Genomic DNA, 18,769 nt, shown 5'->3' on the forward strand with positions numbered 1-18,769 from the left:
CCTCCTGTGCCTCGAATTGCTCGCGGCGTACCCCGTCGCCCCCATGGCGCCGGAGGTCGGCGGGAGGGCCGGGGTCTCGGGAGGGGTGGCCGGGATTGGCGTTTGTCGAGGGGTGGCTGCGGCGCTTCGCGGGCACGCTGTGGCTGCTGCTCAAGGTGCTGGTGCCCGTGTACGCGGCCGTGGGGCTGCTTCAGGCTTCCGGATGGCTCGTGCCGTTCAGCGAGAGGCTGCGGGGCCCGCTCGGGAGCGTGGGCATCGTCCCCGAGGCCGTGCTGCCCCTGGTGATAGGGCTATTGACGGCCCTTTACGGCGCCATCGGTTCGATGGCCTCGGTAGGGCTGAGCCCCCAGCATGCGCTGCCGGTCGTACTCTTCCTCAACTTCGCACACGCGCTGCCCATCGAGGTCTCCGTGGCCGCTCGATGCGGGGTCAACCCCTGGAAGCTCGCCGCGGCACGCATTGGCATGGGGGTAGCGGCCGCGGCAGCTTCTCCGCTGCTGCTGCCCCTCCTGGCGGTGGGGCGGCCTGACGGTGCCCCCGTGGCAGCCGCGGGCTCCGCCGGAGCCGCCGCGCCAGGCATCGTGCCGGCGGGCGGCACCTGGACCGCGATGGCGGCTCTGGGCCCTGCCACGGTGGCCTGGGTGAACGCCGCCGCGGGCCTGCTCCGCACGGTGGGGCTGCTCGTGCTGGTGCTGGCGCCTCTCACGCTGGCGATGGAGTGGTTGGAGCGGCGCGGAATCCTCGACCGCTGGGCTACCGGCCTGGCTCCGAGCATGGGGCGTCTGGGGTTGTCGGGGGATGCGGCGTTCGCCATACTGGCGGGTCTCTTCCTGGGGCTCGTCTACGGCGCCGGTGTCATCGTCGATCGCATGAACCGCCGGCGGCTCGATGCCCGGCAGGCGTGGAGGATCTTCCTGTTCCTCGGGGCGTGCCACTCGCTGCTGGAAGATCCGTTCACCTTCAGCGTGGTAGGGGTGGGCCCGCACGTGCTCCTGCCCGTGCGGCTGGTGGCCGGGGCCGCCGTGCTGGGGGCCATCGCCCTGGCCAATGCCGGGCAGCGCCGCGTCGAAGGGATACAGCGGGAGGCCCATGCAAACGGGTCCGGGCTGCGGAGACTCCGGGACCTGCTGAGGAGGGCATGGTCGGCGCATGGAAGCCACTGAACAGGCTCCCAGGAGCGAGCGCGACGCAAGGCTCGACGCGTTGTGCCAGCGAGTCGCGCCGCATCTGCGGGTGGTGCTGCTGGACGCCGGCAACACGCTGATTTACCCCGACTGGGAACGTGTAGCCGCATGGTGCCGCCACGAGGGCGTCCAGGTGACGGCCCGGCAGCTCGTCCAGGCCGAGTACGTGGCAAAGGCGGCCGTCGACGCGCTCGTGCAACGCCGCAGGCCCAGCATGCCGGAGGGCTACTTCGGGGTGGCGATGGAGGCGGCGGGTGTGCCGCCCGAGGTGCGCCAGCGCGTGCTGCCCCGTATCGCAGAAGCCGAGCACGCCGGGGTGATGTGGCTCGTCGTGCGGGAGGGCACGGCCGAGGCGCTGCAGCAGCTGCGCGGTGCGGGGCTCCGCCTGGGCGTGGTGTCCAACGCCGACGGGCGGGTCGAAGCCTTCCTGGAGCAGGCGGAGCTGCGCCGGTGGTTGGACTTCGTGGTGGACTCTCACCGAGTCGGGGTCGAGAAGCCCGACCCGGCCATCTTCCGCATCGCGCTAGAGCGAGCCGGGGTGGCGCCAGACGAGGCCATCCACGTCGGGGACATCTGCGCGATCGACGTGGCGGGAGCTCGGTCAGCGGGCATCGAGGCGGTGCTGATGGACCCCATGGGGCTGTACGCCCGGTGCGACGTGGCCAGGATTCACGACCTGGGAGAGCTCGCTGCCGCCATCGTGGCCCACCGGGGGCCCCGGCAGGCCGGATGAGGTGGAGCCGGCGCCCTCGGGTGCTGCCGTACCGCCGTTTGACAGCTACCGAGGATGCCCTTATCATGAGGCTGGTGCCAGCGGGCGCGCTGGCCCTTTTCGTCGTGGCGCCATCGTCTAGGCGGCCCAGGACGCTGCCCTTTCAAGGCAGAAACACGGGTTCGAATCCCGTTGGCGCTACCAGCTCGGCGACGTAGCTTCCTTCTTTCTCCCGGAACACCGCTGCCAGGGGATGGTACGGCCAGCGGACATCGGCCAGGAACTCCGCGATCACTCGCCGCGAGTCGGGCTCCAGTGTCGGCCTGCGCACAAAGCCACGAATGAAGGCGCGGCGTTCGCCGCGCGAAACCAGCGTTTTTCGCGCGCCCGGGTTCACGAGAGAGACGGAGCGCAAACTGACCGCGGCTATCCTGGAGATCGCGCGACGTGGCCAACTCGTCACAGCGGTCGATTCGCCCTACGGCACGAAGTACATCGTCGACGGGATTCTCACGGGGCCGACCGGGAGAGTAGCTTCGGTGATTACGGTATGGGTCGTCGAGCCTGACGACCCGCGCCCCCGATTTGTAACGGCGTACCCAAAGTAATGTGGAAAGGGGGGGGGACACCTGAGACATGGTCCGCGAGCTGGAGATGGTCGTCCTAACCAAAGACCTACTGGAGCATGGGTTACTCCGGGGCGACGTTGGCACCGTCGTGCACGTCTATCATAGTGGCGAGGCGGCAGAAGTCGAGTTCGTAGCGGCGGATGGCCGCACTGTGGCGCTGCTCACGCTGAAAACCGACTCGATTCGTCCCATGGATCGCTCGGAAATCCTGCATGCCCGCCCGTTGTCGTTATCCCCTCAAGGAGGGGGTTATTGACCACAGCATTTGTTGCACCCTTAGCACTCCGCTGGGCCCCCGGTACGTCTAGCTCAGCAGGACGTGGAGGCACTGCGCCGCGCTACCGCCCGCTATGGCCTCGGGGCTGGCACGCTGGCCCGAGTTTGGATCCTTGAACGCCTGCGGGGGAAAAGGCGCAGCAGCCGTAATCACCCTTCACCCTGCGCCAGCCGCCTTCGACCGCGGCCGGCCCCTGGGGTGCGGCATCGCGTCGACGACGAATCCCCTAGGCGCTCCCACTTGCTTCCAGTTACTCTCCAGGCCTCTGGGCTGTATTGACGGGGGCCTGGGGGCAATTCCCTCTTGGCGCTCGGGCGAGAATCGCGTCTTGCAGTGCTGTCCCCCGGATCGACGAGGAGGGGGCGTGACGCGCCTCGGGGCTTGGCCGTGCACGCTCGCCGTGAGCCGGCGCGAACCCCCTGTCGTGCTAGAACTCCTCCACCGTCAGGCCAGCTTCTCGAATGATGGCCCGCACTGTACCTTCAGGAAGCTCTCCGGGATGGTGCGGCACGGTCGTGCGGCGTTTGGTCGAGGGGTTTCGCCAGATCTCATGGCTGCCTTTCGCCATCCGGTCGAACTCAAAACCGGCAGCGCGCAGCTTCTGAACTACGTCCCGATATCGAAGGCCCGCCAGTACACCCATCAGTCGACGGCAATAGGGGTAACAACCTCACCGCGCCCGGAGAAGACCTTCTGAAGGGCAGGGGGAAGGAGTTCCCCGTGCTCTCGGTAGGACTCCACAATCTTTCGGGCTATGTCCTGGGCGATCTCGACCGCTTCCGCGACCGTACGCCCCTGCGCCACGAGGCCCGGAACGTCGTCGCTCGTGGCCAGAAACACACCTTCCGGTAGCTTCTCTACTCGAAGGCGTATCAGTACCTCGGCCATGATGTTGCCCCCGCCTCTCCTCGGCCGTCATCATAACATGCTCCCATTAAGCCGGCAAAGGACGTCCTGGAAGTCTCAGGGAATCCGAGCGACCTCGGGCCAATTTCGGGGGCCGCGGGCCGTCCTACGGTCGTGAGCTGGCATGATAAGCTCCGCGCAGACAGGTTCGTCCCCGCTGAACCGGGCGTCGCGTCTATGACGAATCCCCTTGGTGCGACCATTTCGGCTACGCAGTCCTTCCCTTGATGCCGGAGGACCGTGGCCTGCGGGTGGTACGGCGAGGCCGTGTGGGGGAGAAAGTCTGCCACCGCCCGCCGTGAGTTAGGCTCCAGGGTAAGCTTCCGTGCAAAGCCACGGATGAAAGCTCGACGTTCCTCGACGCTGCCGTTTCGTCCGGCACCAGGCAATGTGCAGCCCAGCACCACGCCCGAGCCTCTGCCAGCAGGGCCCCCGGCTCGACCGGGAGGGCCAGCGACCCGGGACCAAGGGTGACGCGATGGTCTAGCTACTCCGCCAGCACGACCCGCAAGGTGAAGGGTTCATGAGCCAACCCGCTATCCAAGTAGTCTGACAAGCTTTACTCCGTCTGTGGGCCTGTTCCATCTAGGCCAGGTGAAGGCATTTACCAGAGATGAGATAGCGTCCCCGCAAGTGGTGTAAATTGGGTTCCCACTTGAACGTCACCCGTTACGCCGCGATGTCAGGCAGCTGCGGCATTCCCTCGCTTTCACCCCCTGTCGTTCTTTGCCGGGCAGCATAGAGCTTGGCCATGGACTCCTGGCTGAAGTAGCGCCGGGACGCCATCCACTCTTCGTGCTGCTCCTGCAGCACCGCCCCGATCAAGCGCAGCGCAGCCTCCGGGTTGGGGAAGATGCCCACGACGTCCGTGCGCCGCCCGATCTCCCGGTTCAGGCGCTCCAAGGGATTGGTCGAGTAAATCTGCCGCCAATGCTCGGGCGGAAAGGCCATGTAGGTCAGTACGTCCTCGGCCGCCTCCAGCAGCCGCTCGGCCGCTTGGGGAAAGCGCCGCCTCAGGCTCTCGGCCACCTTTTCCAGCTGTTCCCGGGCCAGCGCCGCATCGGGCTGCACGAAGATGGTGCGCACCAACGCCGCCACCATGGCCTGGGCCTGCTTGGGCACCTGGGCCAGGAGGTTGCGCATAAAGTGCACCCGGCACCGTTGCCAGCTGGCCCCGGCCAGGATCTCCGCAATGGCCCGCTTCAGGCCTTCGTGGGCATCCGAGATGACCAGCTGCACCCCCTTGAGGCCCCGGTGCACCAGGTGCCGCAAAAACTCGCTCCAAAACTCGTAGCTTTCGGCCTGGCCGATGGCATACCCCAGGACCTCCCGCTCCCCCGTCTCCCGCACCCCGATGGCCACCACCGCAGCCATGTTGACCACCCGGCCGTCCTGGCGGACCTTGACGGCCTTGGCGTCCAGCCAGACGTACGGGTACTCGCCGGTCAGCTCCCGCTCCCGGAAACGGGTGAGGTGGTCATCGAGTTCCTGGCACAGCCGGGAGACCTGGCTTCGGCTGATCCCCTCCATCCCCAGGGCTTTGACCAGCTCGTCCACTTTCTGGGTGCTCACCCCTTCGACGTAGGCCTCCTGGACCACCGAAAGCAGCGCCTTTTCGGCCCGCCGGCGGGGCTCCAGAAGCGACGGGAAGTAGCTGCCTTCCCGCAGCTTGGGGATGCGCAGGGGGATCGTCCCGACCCGGGTGTCCCACTCGCGGTCCCGGTAGCCGTTCCGCTGGGTCTTGCGCTGGGGCGAGCGTTCGTAGCGCCCCGCCCCCACCTGCTGGCTCACCTCCAGCTCCATAAGGGCCTGGGCCAGCAGGCGGACCCCCTCCCGCAGGGCGTCGAGCTGGGGGTCGTCCTGGTACTTGCGCAGCAGGTCCAAGAGTGCGATGCTGAGATCGGTCACCGGCGGCGATGCTCCCTTCGTTGTGACGGTGCTGTCTGTCACCTCGTAGGGAACCCGCTGGTGACCGTTTTTGTCAAGGTCCTCCAGCCCTCCGCCCGACCCCTTCCCGAGGCTCCGGCCTACGGCCTCCGCCTCGGGAAGCCTCGCGCGATCCTCCTGTTGATCACGCGTGCCCGATCGATCCGGAGGAATTTACACCACTACCAGGGACTATAGCAGAGATGACCTCTACGCGGAGCGTCTGGAACGGTGATCCTCCTCGATACGAATGTGCTGGTCTACGCCGTCAACGTGGACGCCCCGCAACACTCGGCAAGCCGCGCTATCCTTGACGCCGCCTTGGGCCATCGGCTCCCGGCCATGCTGGTTCCCCAGGTGCTGGTGGAGTTCTACGCGGTGGTTACCAGCGCCCGGCGGGTCGAGCATCCTTTGGATCCGGAGGCGGCATGGAAGGAGGTGGCCGGGCTGCGGGCGGCCCTTCCGGTGCTGGAGGTCACCTCGGGCGCCCTGGATGCTTTGGGCCGACTCGTATCTGAGCGGAGGGCGGCGGGGCAACACGTTTTCGATTTGTTCCTTGCCGCGCAGATGCGAGCCCACCGGGTCAACACGGTGTGCAGCTATGACCGTGCGGCTTTCGAGGGGATAGCCGGAATCATGGTAGTGACTCCCGAACAGCTCCTGCCGATACTGTCCCCGCCAACTGAGACGTGATGCTCCGGCAGTCATTGACGCATCATGGGCGCCGAAATGGGCCGTTTGCCGTCATCTTGTTTGCGCTCCGCCACCCTGGGCTGTGCGAGCGTTGTGTGCGGACGATTTCCGTGATCTGTACCCCGAGGTGCTCCCGAACGACAACGACTTCTCCCCTGGCAACCAGCGTGCCGCGTAGCCCATAGCGCCCGGCACAGCCTGATACCCGACGAGGTGGAGGAGGCCTGAGGGCATGGAAAAGCTCTATCCGCCCGATACGGATGACATCGAGCAACTGGCTCGTTTCTTCGACGAGGTGGATTCCATGGACCTGGCCGAGATCGAGGAGGTCCGAGACGTCCCGGCTCGGGAGCTTGTGCACGTCAGCGTGCAGCTGCCCAAGGAGGACGTCCAGCGCTTTAGGCGCTTGGCGGAACGGGAGAAGATCCCGTACACGACTCTGATTCGCTGCCTACTGCACAAGGTTGCCGTCCGGTTGTCGTGACGCCCTTAGCACCAACTGGCATCCGTTGCCGAGCTCGTCGAGGTGGTGCGCAGGAAACGGCTACTCTCCGTCCGCCGAGAGCAGCCGTGGGCGCACAGTCAAGCATCGGACCCTGGCCAACCTCTCCCAGCTGCCCGAGGCCACCTTCGAGCTGGTCCGCCGGTCCCTGCGCGGCCAGCCGGTGGCGCCGGTACCCGAGACGGTGCGCCAGATGTTGTCCTCATGAGGACTTGAGGATGGCCGGGTCCGCGCACCTTCCGTTTAGCTACGGGTTCCCTCGCCGGCGAATAGCTCTACACCGGCCGCCGTCGCCGCCTCCTGCAGTGCCGCATCCTGAGTCGCCAGCGGAGCCCCCAGCGACATCGCGAGTGCCAGGTAACTCGCGTCGTACGCCGAGAGGTTGTACTCGCGAGCCGCGTCGACGAGCGAGCCCATCGAACCAAGCTCAAAGGACTCTACCTGTACCGGCAACCGACCGATCAACGAAAGAAATCGGGCGGTCTCTGCCGGCGTGATCCGGCCGCGTCGCTGGGCGGTAACGAGACCGTTAGAGACCTCCACGGGCCACACGGCCGGCACCACCACCACCCCATCCACGAGCGCATCGAGCACCCGATCCGACAGGACGTCCGCCTCGTCCTCGAAGGCCCAGCTCAAGGCCACGGACGCGTCGATGACCAGGCGGCTGCTCATCATTTGCGCCCCACCTCGATGAGCTCGCGCAGGGACAGGTCCCCAAGGCGCCTGCCTTTTCGAAACGCGCGGAGCTCTGCGACCACCTCGGCGACGGCCCCGGTGCTGCACGTGCGGGGCAACCACGACGTGCCGGATGGCCCGCCGGAAAACCCGGTGGCGGAAACGAAGGCCGTCGCCCCGGCGCGCGGGCCCGGGGCCGTCAAGCTGGGCGATGTGACCTTCCTCGTGCTGAACACCAGCGACCCCGCGCTGGGCGGTGTCGGCGGGTCGGTGTCGACGGAGCAGCTCCGGGCGTTCGAACGGCTCCTTGACGAATCGACAGGGCCTGTGGTCGTCCTCGCACACCATCCTCTCGACGATCACAGCATTGAAGGCAACCCGCTGTTCGCCCCCTTCCCGAGCTGGGCCTTCACCCGCGAGCGGGAAGCCCTGCGATCCGTCATCGAACGCAGCGCCCGGGTGGTGGCCGTCTTCACCGGGCACGTGCACTGGGGAAGTGTCCGCCTCGTCAACACCATCCCCTACGTGTCGGTACCCTCTTTCCTCGAACGCTGGCACGAAAGCGGCGCTGCCCCGGGGGCCTACGCGGTCGCGACGCTCGGCCCGGGGCGCAGGCTGCGCGTGGACTTCCGCTCCCTCGAGGCGGGCATGGTCGTCAGCTTCCAGCACGGTTGAGCGCCGTTCAAGCCTCATGACCGCGGCTCATCCCCGGGCATGGCAAGCTCCGGCTCGGTACCGGCGTACCGGTTGGCATCGAGATGCAGGCTCGGCCATTCCATCATGGCCCGCAGCTCCTTGCCTCGAGGCAGGCCGGCCTGGCCCGCGATACGGGCCTCGACGCGGGCCGCCTCTTCGAGGATGGCCGCCACGTCGAGTCCCAGGTAGGATGGGGCGTAGCGAGCAAGGCGCTCTCGAGCCTTGCGGAGTTGGTGCAAGACTCCGGAGGGGTTGCCCCGCTGCGCGTGGACGAATGCGCTGGCATAAAGGATGAGGCCGCGGTAGAAGTCGCTACGGGTGCGGCGCCACTCCGGCTCCAGCGCCTCGTGGGCGTGCCAGTAGCGGCGGGTGTTGAAAAGGTCGACGAACGTCACGAGGGCCACCGGCCACGCCGGGTCGACGACGAACTCCCGGGGTGACTCCCAGTCGAAGGATCCATCGACCCCCGTGCAGCGCAGGACGACCCTCCTGGCCGCCTCGATACGGGAAGCAAGGTCCGGTGCGCCGTGGAAGGCTCTCAGGAGTTGGAGCAACGCCGGATCGATCTCGCAGGTGCGCGTCGCCAGCTCTTTGTCCCGGGGCTCCCAGCGTCCCGCGACCGCGCACCGGTAGCGCAGCGCCCCATCGACGGCTCGCGCCGCGAGTAACAGCGACGACATCGGGTCCGTACTCTGCGAGTCGATGGCGTCCTCCAGGAGGCTCGCAGCCACGTATCGCATCCTGACGGCCTCTTCGAGCCCGAGCGGCGGGGGGCCGGCATCTAGCATCGCCCTCGCCTGCTCCCGCAAGGCCCTGGCTCGTTGATCTGCCTCTACCATGGCAAATCCGGTGGCGATCATGTGGGCCGTCGGAGCCCGCCGCCTCCTGCGCTCCTCTTCGAAGTCGCGGCGAATCTGGGACGGCGGGTTGAAGAAGATCTCGACGGGGACGCCGTTCAAGCGCACCTGCACGCGCTGGCGCCAGCGGTGGTCGTGGACGGCGAAGAGGTCGAGATCGCTCAGCGGCCCCCCTTCTCCGCGTACCACACTGCCCGCCGCGTACAGCGCCAGCAGGTGCTCGATGCCGCCCATCCGCTCGAGAATCAGGCGGACTGCCGATTGGAGGGCCCCGTCGAAGGGCGGCCCGAGCACAGGCCATTGCAGCTTCCCGGCCCTCTCGGACGACACCATCCGGCCTCTCCTTCCAAGAGCCTGCGACCGATCCCGGCGCCCACCACAGGAAAGCGGCCAGCAGTAGGGAATATTTCGCTGCCCGGTCGGCTCCCTGCAGAACCGACCGGCGCGCTCGGCAGTGTCCCGCGGGCGCCAGGCTCGCGAGGCTCGATCTGGCTCCACACCCGGGGGGTCGAGGATGACCACGATGCTGCAATCCCGGCGTGCGAACGCCACCATGGCCGTCCTGCGCCAGCCTGTGTACCGGCGGGTATGGCTCGCGCAGGTCGTCTCGCAGTTCGGAGATGCGCTCACCGAGATTGCCCTGATCTACTACGTGGCGACCCTCTCCCGAGATCCGCTGCTCATCAGCCTCGTGATCTTCGCGATGCTCCTGCCCACGGCCCTGGTGGGGCCCTTCGCAGGGGTGGTCGCTGACCGTAGTTCGCAGCGGCGCATCATGATCCTGGCCGACCTCGCCCGGATGGTCGTGGTGGCCGCGATGGTCCCGGCCGCCCTGGCAGGGCATCTCCCCCTGTTGTTGGGTCTGGTCTTTCTGGAGGGGGTGGGCACGTCCTTCTTCGGGCCTGCCCGGGCCGCCATCATCCCAAAGGTGGTCGGAGCAGAGCACGTCGCCGAGGCGATCAGCGTGAGCCAGGCGACCACCGCGATCATCGGCGTGCTGGGCCCGGCCGCCGGGGGCGTGCTGCTCGGGCTGACCCAGCCGGTCTACGCCTTCGTCATCGACGCGGCCACGTTCGCCGTGTCCGCGCTCTTGCTGGCCTCCGTGCAGGTGGCCCCTGCAGCACTGGCCCCCACTGCAGGGGCAGGCGCCGGCTACTTCCAGGCGTTGCGCACGGGGTTGCGTACCTTGGGCCACAACTCCCGGCTTACTTTCCTTCTGGGGATCCTCGTCTTCTTCTCGCTCATCTTCGGTGTGGTCAACACCACGTTCAACGCGGTTTTGCTCCAGGAGTTCCGCCTCGGACCAGGCGCTTTCGGAGGGATCCAGGCATCCAACGGGGTCGGTGCCGTTCTGGGCTCCGTGCTCGCCCCGCTGGCGATTCGACTGTTGGGCGGCACGGTGATGCTGCTCTCCGGCACCGGCCTTCTCGGCCTCGTGATCGCTTCGGTAGGGCTGGTGGGGCAGATGGTGGCCGGCGGCTACGCGTGGGCAACGTACCCCTGGGCACTGATGCTCGGCGCCGCTACCGCAGCGGTCAGCGTCGCCTCCTCCACCCTCGTCATGACCCTGACCCCTGCACAGGTGCTGGGCCGCATCGCAGCCCTCATGCAGGCCGGCACTAATGCGGCCAACATCGCAGGCATCCTGGCAGGAGGCGGCATCGCGGCCGCCCTGGGAAGCCTTCGCACGACCGTCGGCGCCGGCCTCGTGACGGCGGTGATGGCTCTGCTATCGCTGGCTGCCTCGGGCTTCCGCGCCCTGCGGCAGCAAGAAGCGCAACTGCGTGCCACCCAGCCCGAGGGCCAGGCGGCGGGTCACGTGACGGAGGCCGAGGATGCGGCCGCCGTGGCCGTCGCTGCCAGCCTCAGGGGCGTTCCGATGAGGGAGGCCATGGTCGTGAGGGAGGCCGTGCAGTGGCAATGGTTGGCCTCGGCATGGCCCGTGCGCGTCCTGGCGCTACTCGAGAAACACCCTGCCACGCCGCGAGAGCTGGCCAGCCAGCTCCAGGCGCCTGAACCGGTCGTGGAACGCCAGCTGGCCGGGCTGGCCCGGGCCGGGCTGGTCGCAGCGAGCGGCCCGGGAGGAGCCTACCGTCTGGTCGCCCGCGACGTCCGGGTGACCCCCGACGCGGTGGGCGGCCCGGAGGGCATGGAACGGATGATCGCCCGGTTCGTCCAGCCGGGAGTCGACCAGCTGCGGCAGATGATGCACGCCATCCCGCCGGAGCTGAAGGGCCAGGCACTGGCCCGGTGGCTCGCCGACCACGGCTATCTGCTACGGTTTTCGGCCCAGGTCCTGTGCATGTCTCGCAAGCAGTGGGAGCGGCTCTCCGAGCAGCTGGAACGGTCGCTCGTCGAGCTTTCCCGGCATGGCGGGGCAGGCGGGGACGATGCGGAAGACAAGGCTCCCGACGATCCAGAGGAGGCGTTCGTCTTCACGCTCCTGAGCTTCCGCCTGCCCGACGAACGCCCGGCCGAGGAGGTCGCGCCGGAAGCCACCCGGGCCCGGACCGGCCGGCCCGAACCCGATCAGGCGCACCCGAGCCAGTCGCACAGGATGCCGGCGTAGAGCAGGGCCGCCTGCTCGAGCTCGGCGACGGCCACCGACTCGTCGACGGTGTGGGCCTGGTCGAGCTGGCCGGGGCCGAGGATCACCGTGGGGATGCCTGCCTGGTTGACGAGGAAGCGGGCGTCCGTCGTGCCCGGCATCCCTGCGGGCGGCGCCGGCTGCAGCCCGAGAAGGGCGCGGACGCGGGCCACTGCCTGTACGATGGGCTCGTCCGGGCCTACTTCGGATGGCTGCGCGTGGTGGAGCACCCGCACCCGGGCTTGGCAATCGGGATCCGACGCCTCGAGCGCCCGCAGCTCCTGCTCGATGGCGGCCAGGGCGCTCTCCGGTGACTCGCCGGGGACGAGTCGCCGGTCGAGGGTGATGGTGCAGCGGTCGGGCACCACGTTGGTCTTGCTGCCGCCTGCGATCGTGCCGACGCTCAACGTCGGCGAGCCGAGCAGCGGGTGACGGGCCGTGAATCGCAGGCCGTGCAGGCTCTGGATGACCGCCGCCATCTTCACGACGGCGTTGACCCCCAGGTGCGGCGTGGAGGCGTGGCAGCTGCGGCCGGTGGTCGTGATCTCCACCCACAAGAGGCCTCGGGCCGCCACGAACGGCCGCAGACCGGTGGGCTCGCCGCAGATGGCCGCATCCGCGCGCACGGGGAAGCGCTCCACGAGGTACTGGGTCCCGAAGGGGCCCAGCATCTCTTCGTCCGCGACCGCCTGCACGACGAGGCGCCCCGCCGGGCGCAGGCCGGCCCGGCGCAGGATGGCGACGGCCTCCAAGATGGCCGCCACGGCCCCTTTCATGTCGGCGCTACCCCGGCCCCACAGGCGGCCGCCGTCCACTACTCCCGCGAAAGGCGGGTAGCGCCACGCCGAGGCGTCACCCGCCGGCACGACATCGAGGTGGCCGTTCCAAAGAAGGCTCCGGGTCGCCCCCCAGCCGGGCGTCCCCCACTCGCCCACGACGCTCGCCCGTCCCGGATGAGGCTCGACGAGCTGCACGTCACGAAAGCCCAGCTCGAGCATGCGCTCCCGCACCCAGCGAGCGGCCGGCGCCTCGTTGCCCGGAGGGTTGGTGGTGTCGATCCGGATGAGCGCGCGGGCCGCGTCGAGCAGTGCATCCCGATCGAGATGGGCTTTCAGGGCCTCCACGGGGACGTCTCCCATGCTGCGCGGTTCCTCCCTTTGGGCCGAGCCCTTCCCCGTTCTGTGAGAAGGCTCACCGCACGGCCGCCACGAACGGATCGGCCCGCTCCACGGTCTGGGCGCTTTCCCTTCCCACCGAGACCAGGTGGACGGGCACGCCGGTGAGCGTCTCGATCCTCTCCAGGTAGCGCCGGGCGTTGGCCGGCAGCTCCTCGTAGCGACGGCACTGCCCGACCTCCTCGCGCCACCCGGGGAGCGTCTCGTACTCGACCTCCGAGCGCTCGAGCACGTCCAGACGGGCCGGGAAGCGCTCGATCCGCTGCGTGCCGACGCGGTAGGCCACCCCGATCCGCACCTCGTCGAGCCCGGTCAGGACGTCCAGGAGCGTCACGGCAAGCCCCGTAAGCCCTCCGACCTCCACCGCCCACCGCACGATGACGAGGTCGAGCCACCCGCAGCGCCTGGGCCGCCCCGTGGTGGTGCCGTACTCCCGGCCCCGCTCGCGCAGGTACTGGCCGATCTCGTTGGGCTGCTCCGTCGGGAAAGGCCCGTGACCCACCCGGGTCGCGTAGGCCTTCATCACCCCGATGGAGCCCCGCACCCACCAGGGCGGGATGCCGAGCCCCCACGCCGCCCCGGCCGCCGTGGTGGCCGAAGACGTGACGAACGGATAGGTGCCGAAGTCCAGGTCGAGGAGGGTCCCCTGGGCCCCTTCCAGAAGGATCCGCCGGTCATCGGCCACACTCTGTCGCAGCACGGCCGCCACGTCGCCGACGTAAGGGCGCAGCCGCCTGCCGTAGTCGGCGTACTGCTCGACGAGCGCATCCAGCTGCAGAGGCTCGTGGTCGTAAAGCGCCTGGAGCAGCCGGTTTTTCCTCGGCAGCACCTCGGCCAGCCGGCGCGCCAGGGCGTCCGGATCGACGAGCTCCGCGAGGCGGATCCCCTCCCTGGCCGCCTTGTCGGTGTACGCCGGGCCGATGCCCAGGCCGGTCGTGCCGATGGAAGCGCGGCCCCGCACCTGCTCCTCCAGCCGATCGAGCAGGTGATGGTAGGGCATCACCACGTGGGCTCGTTCGCTGAGGCGCAGCCGGTCGACGTCCACGCCCTGGGCCCGCAGCGCGTCCAGCTCCTCGAGCAGGCGCGGTGGGTCCACCACCGCGCCGTTGCCCACCAGCGGCAAGCATCCGGGGAACAGCACGCCCGAGGGCACCTGGTGCAAGCGGAACTCTCGCCCCTCGAGCACCACGGTGTGGCCTGCGTTGGCCCCGCCGCCGAACCTCGCCACCACATCGGCCCGGGCAGCCAGGTACCCGGCGATCTTGCCCTTGCCTTCGTCTCCCCACTGCGATCCGGTAACCGCCAGTACTGCCACGTTGCATCCCGCTCTTCCAGCCAGTAGCCTGTCCGGGCCACGCCGCGCGCGTTTATTTTCCCGGGTGCGGGTCATCCTAGTGGGCGAGAGACACCGGTCAATGCCGAACGGACGTGACTCGCCTCGCCAGTTCGAGGCCAGCGCAGTCGCCTCGCCGGCCACAGCCGGCGACGCCCTGCGCAGGTTCATCAAGAACCTGTTGCTCTCCCTTCGGCCTCTTGCCCGGTGTCTCTCCACCCCGTCCATGCCCTACAATACCGGGCCACCGGGCATCGGCTCAAGCAGGTCCCGATACTTCCTGCCCCGCACAGGGCGCGCCCCTGCGAGGAGAGGATCGTGCTGTCCCCTCCGAAGTGCCGGATCACCAGCGCTTTGAGGACGGGCGGCCTGGCTCGACCGTCGCCCAGCCCCAGGTTGTGGACCGCCCGGCGCAGATACGGATCCGGATAGAAGGCCGCCACGTGCCGGTGGGCATCGGCCCACACCCCGAGCCGGCCCATCTCCCGGACGATCCAGGAGGCCATGCGGTCGATGCCGTCGAGGGACTGGCGCAGGAGCCGGACGGTCGCCTCGGGGCGCTGTCCTGCCTTTTCCCAGACGACCCCCGGGTCGCCGCCCCATTCCAGGCACACCGTGGATGCGGCAACGGTGAGTCTCTGGCGTTGGTGGTCGCGGCGTACCGGGCCCCGGTACGATCGGGCGAGGACATGATCGACCTCCTGCTGCCACGAGACCGTGGCCCGCGCCACGTCGCCGACCTCCAGGAGGCCCTTCCGGCGAAGCGCGCAGAAGGTCTCCTCCACCCGCGCCCAGGGCACCGGAGCTGCGAGCAGCACCGCGAGCGCCAGGAGCTGCCAGCGCCCCTCGGGGCCGGTCACGTCCAGGGACTCGCCGTAGCGAGCGAGCACCCGTACCGGGGGCTGCGACCGCCAGTACTCGGTGAGCTGCTCCGCGATGGCCTGCAGGTCACCAGGAGCCTGGGACGAGGACGGAAGATCCGGGGCCGGCAGTGGCGCACGAGAGGCACGCCAGGCCTCCCCGGTGGCCAGTTCGTCTTGGAGCAACCGGGAGAGCTCTCCCAGGCGCGACGCAGGGTGCCCCGTTGACGGGGGCAACGGGTAGCCGGACGCCCGTAGCAGGCGCCCGGCCTCCTGCCCCACCTCTGCAGCGAGCGCGAGCACGATGAGCTCCGGCGGATAGCTGCCGGACGTGGCATGACTCGACAATGCGGCGGCCTCCCATCGGGAAGTCCTCACCCGGGAAGCCGGCCTGGAGGGGTAGCACCGCTATCCTATCACGCCTCCCGGTAAAACCGGAAGCGGTCGACGCCCGGGACCGGGACTTCCTGGAGATTGCGCGTCCAGGGCGGCGGTGCGATGCTCCTGTCATGGTACCAGTAGACCCCGGGGATGGGGTTGGCCCACGAGGGAGCCTCGAGCACGCCCCAGGCTACCTGAACGCACTGGTACCAAGCCTGTTGCTCCGTGACGTGCCCCATGGGGTCGAGCAGGCGCTCACGGTTGGGATCTCCCGGGTTCCACGCCGAGAACTGGCGGGGCCGGGTACAGACCTCGGGAATCGAGTCTCCGAACCGCTGCTTCGGATCGTCGACGCGGTTTCTGATCACCCAGGCGACGGTCCGCTGGGTCTCCTCGTTTTCGCCCCGTGCCTCTCCGAAGACGGTCTTGGCCATGTACATCCAGTCGGTGAAGGTACGGGGCGTGATGAGCTGCAGCACGTCCGCCATCCCACCCGCCCCACGCTATGCGGGCCTGTACAGAGGGGTTACGGAAGGCCACCACGAAGGGAGTGGAGCACTACTCTCAGGCGTGAACGGGAGCCGGGCCATTGTCGCGCCGCGGGGCGGTCGTGGGCTCACTGGTCGGGGGCGTGCGGGCCTATGCGGGGGCGCTGCGCGCCGCGTCGCCGGGCGCTCGCCTGTTTTTGTGGCATTCGGCCATCGGCAGCGTGGCCTACAGCATTTACGCGCTGTTGCTCAACTTGTACCTCTACAGTTTGGGATACCGGCAGGACTTCATGGGGCTCATGGCCGCACTGCCGGCCGCCGTCACCCTCGTCCTGGGCCTGCCCGCCGGGGCGATGGCTGACCGGCACGGGTACCGGGCGTTGCTCCTGATGGGCGCCTCCCTGTTGGTCGTCTCCGGCTTCGGGATGGCGCTCGCCACCGACGCCCTGACGTTGCTCCTCTCCTCGACTCTGTCCGGCATCGGCGGCACGTTGACGTGGGTGCTCGGCAACCCGTATCTCGCCCAGCAGAGCACCGAACGGGAACGCATGGAGCTGCTCGCCGTCAACTTCGCCCTCACCACGGTGGCGGGCTTCGTGGGGAGCCTCCTGGCCGGCTGGGTCCCCGAGTGGGCCGCGGCGCAGCTTGGCGTGGACGCCATGAACCCGGGCCCGCTGCGCGCCGGCATGCTGGCGGCCGCCGGGCTCGGGGTGGCGGCGCTGGTGCCCCTCCTGCGGCTCCCTCCGGATCGCCCGGCCGCCCGGCCGCACGGTCTTGGGCGGTCGTGGCGGGCCGTGCTGCCGCGAGGCGCCGAGCTCGGCCTCTTCGCCCGGATCCTCGGGCCCAGCGCTCTCATCGGCTTCGGAGCGGGGATCATGGTCACGTTCTTCCAGATCTTCTTCCGCCTGCGCTTCGGGCTCGATCCGGGAGCGATCGGGGCCATCTTCGCCTTCACCTCGATCTTCAACGCGGCGGCATCCCTGCTGACGCCGCTGATGGCCCGGCGGCTGGGCAAGGTGCGTACGGTGGTGCTGACCCAGGGGCTCTCCATCCCGTTCCTGGTCGTGTTGACGTTCTCGTACGACTTGCGGTGGGCTACCGTGGCCTATTACGCTCGCTCTGCCCTGATGAACATGGGAGCGCCGGTCGTGATGGCCTTCGCCCTCGAGATGGTGGCGCCCCACCGGCGGGCGACCCTCTCCAGCCTCGAGGCCATGCTGGGCAGCCTCGGGCGCGGCGGGCTGGGGCCGCTGGTCAGCGGGTTTTTGCAGGTGCGGGGTGGCTTCGAGCCGGCCTTCAGCCTCACCACGGTCTCGTATGCGGCCGCGACCGTGATGTTCTGGCTCTTCTTCCGAGACGCCGAGCGGCGGGGCGCGCCCGCGCGGGCGGCCCGGCACGCTCCCGGCGCTCAGGCCGAGGGCGAGGGATCCACGGCGATGACGTCGACCTCGACGAGCGCGCCCTTGGGGAGCTCCGCGACCGCCACCGTGGACCGAGCAGGCGGGGGGTCGGGGAAGATCTGCGCCCAAACCCGGTTGACCTCGGGGAAGTCGGCCATCGAGCGAAGGTAAATGGTGGCCTTCACCACGTGGGCCAAAGTGGCACCGCAGGCCCGAAGGACCGCCTCCACGTTGGCCAGCGCCCGCCGCACCTGCGCCTCGACGGGCCCCTGCACCAGCTCGCCGGTTGCGGGGTCGAGAGGGATCTGGCCGGAGACGAAGATCAGCCCTCCGGTGCGGATCGCCTGGGAGTACGGCCCTACCGCCGCGGGGGCCTGGTCCGAGCTGACCGGTCGCTTCATGGGTACGCCAGGAGCCTCCTTCACGCCAGCCATCTCGCGGAGATCACCAGAGTCGTGTAGACGACGCTCAAGTAAAAGAGCGAATAGTGGAAAAGCGCCCGGTCCGCCTCCCGGATCGCCTGGCGCCAGGCCTGCACGGCCATGGCAACGTAGATGACGCCTGCCGCGCCGGCCACGGCCAGGTACAGCGGGCCGCCCACGCCGGCCAGCGGCGGCAGCATCGCCACGGCGGCGAGCGCCACCGTATAAGCGACCACCCACCGGCGGGTGGCGGCGGCTCCCCGCACGTTGGGGAGCATCGGCACCCCGGCCCGCCGGTAGTCCTCCTCGGCCAGCAAGGCCAGCGACCAGAAATGGGGTGGCGTCCACAGGAAGATGATGGCGAACAACAACCACGGCGCCACGCCCAGCCCTTGCCCGGCGGCGGCCCAACCGATCACGGGCCCCATGGCTCCGGCCGCTCCGCCCAGCACGATGTTTTGGGGAGTCCGCCGCTTGAGCCAGAGGCTGTATACGCCCACGTAAATCGAAAACCCTACGAAGGTGAGCGCGGCCGGCAACTTGCCTACCCAGGCCAGCAAGATGGCGAGGCCCGCGCCGGTCAGCCCCAGCCCGTACAGGAGCGCCGCACCCGGCCGGATCCGACCGGCCGGGATGGCCCTGCGCGCCGTGCGACGCATCCGGGCGTCGATGTCACGGTCGATGTAGCAGTTGAGCACTCCGCCCCCGCCGGAGACGAGGCCCACCCCGGCGAGGGTCGCCAGCAACAGCGCCGGCGGCCCGTACGGCCCCGGCGCCACGAGGAAGCCGGAAAGGGTCGTGATGAGGATGAGCGCCACGATCCCGGGTTTGGTCAGCTCGTAGTAATCCGAGACGGCCTGCCGGACCCGTTCCCACGGACCGGAAGCAGCCCCGGCACTGAGCGCCGGAGCCCTCACCGCAGGGTTCCCCCCATCGCCCCACACCCCTCGCCCCAGTGAATGAAACCGCCCGGGAAGCTACGCTGATAGTGCCTACGGTTACCACAGCCAGTCTACCACAGGTGCCCGTGCCCTGTCTCACCGTCCCGTTGTGCCTTTCCCTT

At 68.9% G+C, this 18,769-nt stretch carries 19 protein-coding genes, 1 tRNA gene and 1 pseudogene; 10 read left to right on the forward strand and 11 right to left on the reverse strand.

Annotation, left to right across the window (positions count from 1 at the left end; all coding sequences use genetic code 11):
- The first annotated feature begins 95 nt into the window (after positions 1-95).
- The 5 genes from U7230_RS11015 to U7230_RS11030 all read left to right on the forward strand — a co-directional run bounded on the left by U7230_RS11015 (position 96) and on the right by U7230_RS11030 (position 2,781).
- The gene (locus tag U7230_RS11015) at positions 96-1,163 is read left to right on the forward strand and encodes a hypothetical protein (protein WP_324715891.1); all 1,068 of its coding nucleotides are present in this window, start codon (positions 96-98) and stop codon (positions 1,161-1,163) included.
- The gene (locus U7230_RS11020) at positions 1,150-1,917 is read left to right on the forward strand and encodes an HAD family hydrolase (protein WP_324715892.1); all 768 of its coding nucleotides are present in this window, start codon (positions 1,150-1,152) and stop codon (positions 1,915-1,917) included. Before U7230_RS11015 ends, U7230_RS11020 begins: the two co-directional genes overlap by 14 nt.
- 106 nt (positions 1,918-2,023) lie before the next feature.
- Positions 2,024-2,100, forward strand: a tRNA-Glu gene (locus tag U7230_RS11025).
- A 137-nt stretch (positions 2,101-2,237) separates the two neighbouring features.
- Positions 2,238-2,504 carry a DUF6883 domain-containing protein gene (locus U7230_RS15525; RefSeq protein ID WP_404980513.1) on the forward strand — a complete coding sequence of 89 codons (267 nt, stop codon included), beginning with the start codon at positions 2,238-2,240 and terminating at the stop codon, positions 2,502-2,504.
- A 28-nt stretch (positions 2,505-2,532) separates the two neighbouring features.
- Positions 2,533-2,781, forward strand: coding sequence for a DUF4926 domain-containing protein (locus tag U7230_RS11030; RefSeq protein ID WP_324715893.1), 249 nt, complete (start codon positions 2,533-2,535; stop codon positions 2,779-2,781).
- Between the two features lie 448 nt (positions 2,782-3,229).
- Here the strand turns inward: U7230_RS11030 and U7230_RS15530 are convergent, their stop codons facing one another.
- The 3 genes from U7230_RS15530 to U7230_RS11040 form a co-directional block, all read right to left on the reverse strand.
- Positions 3,230-3,445: a type II toxin-antitoxin system HicA family toxin gene (locus U7230_RS15530; RefSeq protein WP_404980514.1), complete on the reverse strand. Its 216-nt coding sequence runs from the start codon at positions 3,443-3,445 to the stop codon at positions 3,230-3,232.
- Positions 3,445-3,690, reverse strand: a complete 246-nt coding sequence (locus tag U7230_RS11035) for a type II toxin-antitoxin system HicB family antitoxin (protein ID WP_324715894.1) — start codon at positions 3,688-3,690, stop codon at positions 3,445-3,447. Before U7230_RS11035 ends, U7230_RS15530 begins: the two co-directional genes overlap by 1 nt.
- 687 nt (positions 3,691-4,377) lie before the next feature.
- Positions 4,378-5,616, reverse strand: coding sequence for an IS256 family transposase (locus tag U7230_RS11040; protein ID WP_324715440.1), 1,239 nt, complete (start codon positions 5,614-5,616; stop codon positions 4,378-4,380).
- Between the two features lie 249 nt (positions 5,617-5,865).
- On the opposite strand from U7230_RS11040, the gene U7230_RS11045 reads away from it, so the two are divergent.
- Positions 5,866-6,327 (forward strand): type II toxin-antitoxin system VapC family toxin, encoded by a 462-nt coding sequence (locus U7230_RS11045; protein WP_324715895.1) that lies wholly within the window; start codon positions 5,866-5,868, stop codon positions 6,325-6,327.
- 232 nt (positions 6,328-6,559) lie between these two features.
- A complete protein-coding gene (locus U7230_RS11050; protein WP_324715896.1) occupies positions 6,560-6,811 on the forward strand; it encodes a hypothetical protein in 252 nt (83 codons plus the stop codon).
- 261 nt (positions 6,812-7,072) lie between these two features.
- On the opposite strand, the gene U7230_RS11055 is transcribed toward U7230_RS11050, so the two are convergent.
- Entirely contained in the window at positions 7,073-7,507 is a 435-nt protein-coding gene (locus tag U7230_RS11055; protein WP_324715897.1) for a type II toxin-antitoxin system VapC family toxin, read from the reverse strand.
- A gap of 99 nt (positions 7,508-7,606) precedes the next feature.
- On the opposite strand from U7230_RS11055, the gene U7230_RS11060 reads away from it, so the two are divergent.
- A complete protein-coding gene (locus U7230_RS11060) occupies positions 7,607-8,182 on the forward strand; it encodes a metallophosphoesterase family protein (protein ID WP_324715898.1) in 576 nt (191 codons plus the stop codon).
- A 14-nt stretch (positions 8,183-8,196) separates the two neighbouring features.
- On the opposite strand, the gene U7230_RS11065 is transcribed toward U7230_RS11060, so the two are convergent.
- Positions 8,197-9,393: a DUF309 domain-containing protein gene (locus U7230_RS11065; protein ID WP_324715899.1), complete on the reverse strand. Its 1,197-nt coding sequence runs from the start codon at positions 9,391-9,393 to the stop codon at positions 8,197-8,199.
- A 181-nt stretch (positions 9,394-9,574) separates the two neighbouring features.
- On the opposite strand from U7230_RS11065, the gene U7230_RS11070 reads away from it, so the two are divergent.
- On the forward strand, positions 9,575-11,629 hold the full coding sequence (locus U7230_RS11070; protein ID WP_324715900.1) for an MFS transporter: 2,055 nt from the start codon (positions 9,575-9,577) through the stop codon (positions 11,627-11,629).
- Here U7230_RS11070 and U7230_RS11075 read toward each other — a convergent pair.
- The 4 genes from U7230_RS11075 to U7230_RS11090 all read right to left on the reverse strand — a co-directional run bounded on the left by U7230_RS11075 (position 11,590) and on the right by U7230_RS11090 (position 15,884).
- Positions 11,590-12,786, reverse strand: a complete 1,197-nt coding sequence (locus U7230_RS11075) for a M20 family metallopeptidase (protein WP_324715901.1) — start codon at positions 12,784-12,786, stop codon at positions 11,590-11,592. The genes U7230_RS11070 and U7230_RS11075 overlap by 40 nt on opposite strands.
- A gap of 52 nt (positions 12,787-12,838) precedes the next feature.
- Positions 12,839-14,137, reverse strand: coding sequence for an adenylosuccinate synthase (locus U7230_RS11080; protein ID WP_324715902.1), 1,299 nt, complete (start codon positions 14,135-14,137; stop codon positions 12,839-12,841).
- 188 nt (positions 14,138-14,325) lie between these two features.
- The gene (locus tag U7230_RS11085; protein ID WP_324715903.1) at positions 14,326-15,363 is read right to left on the reverse strand and encodes a hypothetical protein; all 1,038 of its coding nucleotides are present in this window, start codon (positions 15,361-15,363) and stop codon (positions 14,326-14,328) included.
- 68 nt (positions 15,364-15,431) lie between these two features.
- A complete protein-coding gene (locus tag U7230_RS11090) occupies positions 15,432-15,884 on the reverse strand; it encodes a cell wall hydrolase (RefSeq protein WP_324715904.1) in 453 nt (150 codons plus the stop codon).
- A gap of 143 nt (positions 15,885-16,027) precedes the next feature.
- Between U7230_RS11090 and U7230_RS11095 the strand changes: the two are divergent.
- Positions 16,028-17,263, forward strand: a pseudogene (locus tag U7230_RS11095) (MFS transporter); the annotation flags it as partial.
- Positions 17,264-17,292: 29 nt separating this feature from the next.
- On the opposite strand, the gene U7230_RS11100 reads toward U7230_RS11095, so the two are convergent.
- Both U7230_RS11100 and U7230_RS11105 read right to left on the reverse strand, forming a co-directional pair.
- Positions 17,293-17,685: a RidA family protein gene (locus tag U7230_RS11100; protein WP_324715905.1), complete on the reverse strand. Its 393-nt coding sequence runs from the start codon at positions 17,683-17,685 to the stop codon at positions 17,293-17,295.
- Between the two features lie 20 nt (positions 17,686-17,705).
- Entirely contained in the window at positions 17,706-18,623 is a 918-nt protein-coding gene (locus U7230_RS11105; protein ID WP_324715906.1) for a heme o synthase, read from the reverse strand.
- Positions 18,624-18,769 lie beyond the last annotated feature (146 nt).

Origin of the sequence: Limnochorda sp. L945t (assembly GCF_035593305.1) — a bacterium.
Taxonomy (GTDB): Bacteria; Bacillota; Limnochordia; order Limnochordales; family Geochordaceae; genus Carboxydichorda; species Carboxydichorda subterranea.

Bases quoted from the DNA above. Each gene is read 5' to 3' on its own strand.
- U7230_RS11100 (WP_324715905.1), bottom strand. From the start codon at position 17,685: ATGAAGCGACCGGTCAGCTCGGACCAGGCCCCCGCGGCGGTAGGGCCG.
- U7230_RS11030 (WP_324715893.1), top strand. From the start codon at position 2,533: ATGGTCCGCGAGCTGGAGATGGTCGTCCTAACCAAAGACCTACTGGAG.
- U7230_RS15530 (WP_404980514.1), bottom strand. From the start codon at position 3,445: ATGGGTGTACTGGCGGGCCTTCGATATCGGGACGTAGTTCAGAAGCTG.
- U7230_RS11050 (WP_324715896.1), top strand. From the start codon at position 6,560: ATGGAAAAGCTCTATCCGCCCGATACGGATGACATCGAGCAACTGGCT.
- U7230_RS11075 (WP_324715901.1), bottom strand. From the start codon at position 12,786: ATGGGAGACGTCCCCGTGGAGGCCCTGAAAGCCCATCTCGATCGGGAT.
- U7230_RS11020 (WP_324715892.1), top strand. From the start codon at position 1,150: ATGGAAGCCACTGAACAGGCTCCCAGGAGCGAGCGCGACGCAAGGCTC.
- U7230_RS11035 (WP_324715894.1), bottom strand. From the start codon at position 3,690: ATGGCCGAGGTACTGATACGCCTTCGAGTAGAGAAGCTACCGGAAGGT.
- U7230_RS11070 (WP_324715900.1), top strand. From the start codon at position 9,575: ATGACCACGATGCTGCAATCCCGGCGTGCGAACGCCACCATGGCCGTC.
- U7230_RS15525 (WP_404980513.1), top strand. From the start codon at position 2,238: ATGAAGGCGCGGCGTTCGCCGCGCGAAACCAGCGTTTTTCGCGCGCCC.
- U7230_RS11065 (WP_324715899.1), bottom strand. From the start codon at position 9,393: ATGGTGTCGTCCGAGAGGGCCGGGAAGCTGCAATGGCCTGTGCTCGGG.
- U7230_RS11055 (WP_324715897.1), bottom strand. From the start codon at position 7,507: ATGATGAGCAGCCGCCTGGTCATCGACGCGTCCGTGGCCTTGAGCTGG.
- U7230_RS11090 (WP_324715904.1), bottom strand. From the start codon at position 15,884: ATGGCGGACGTGCTGCAGCTCATCACGCCCCGTACCTTCACCGACTGG.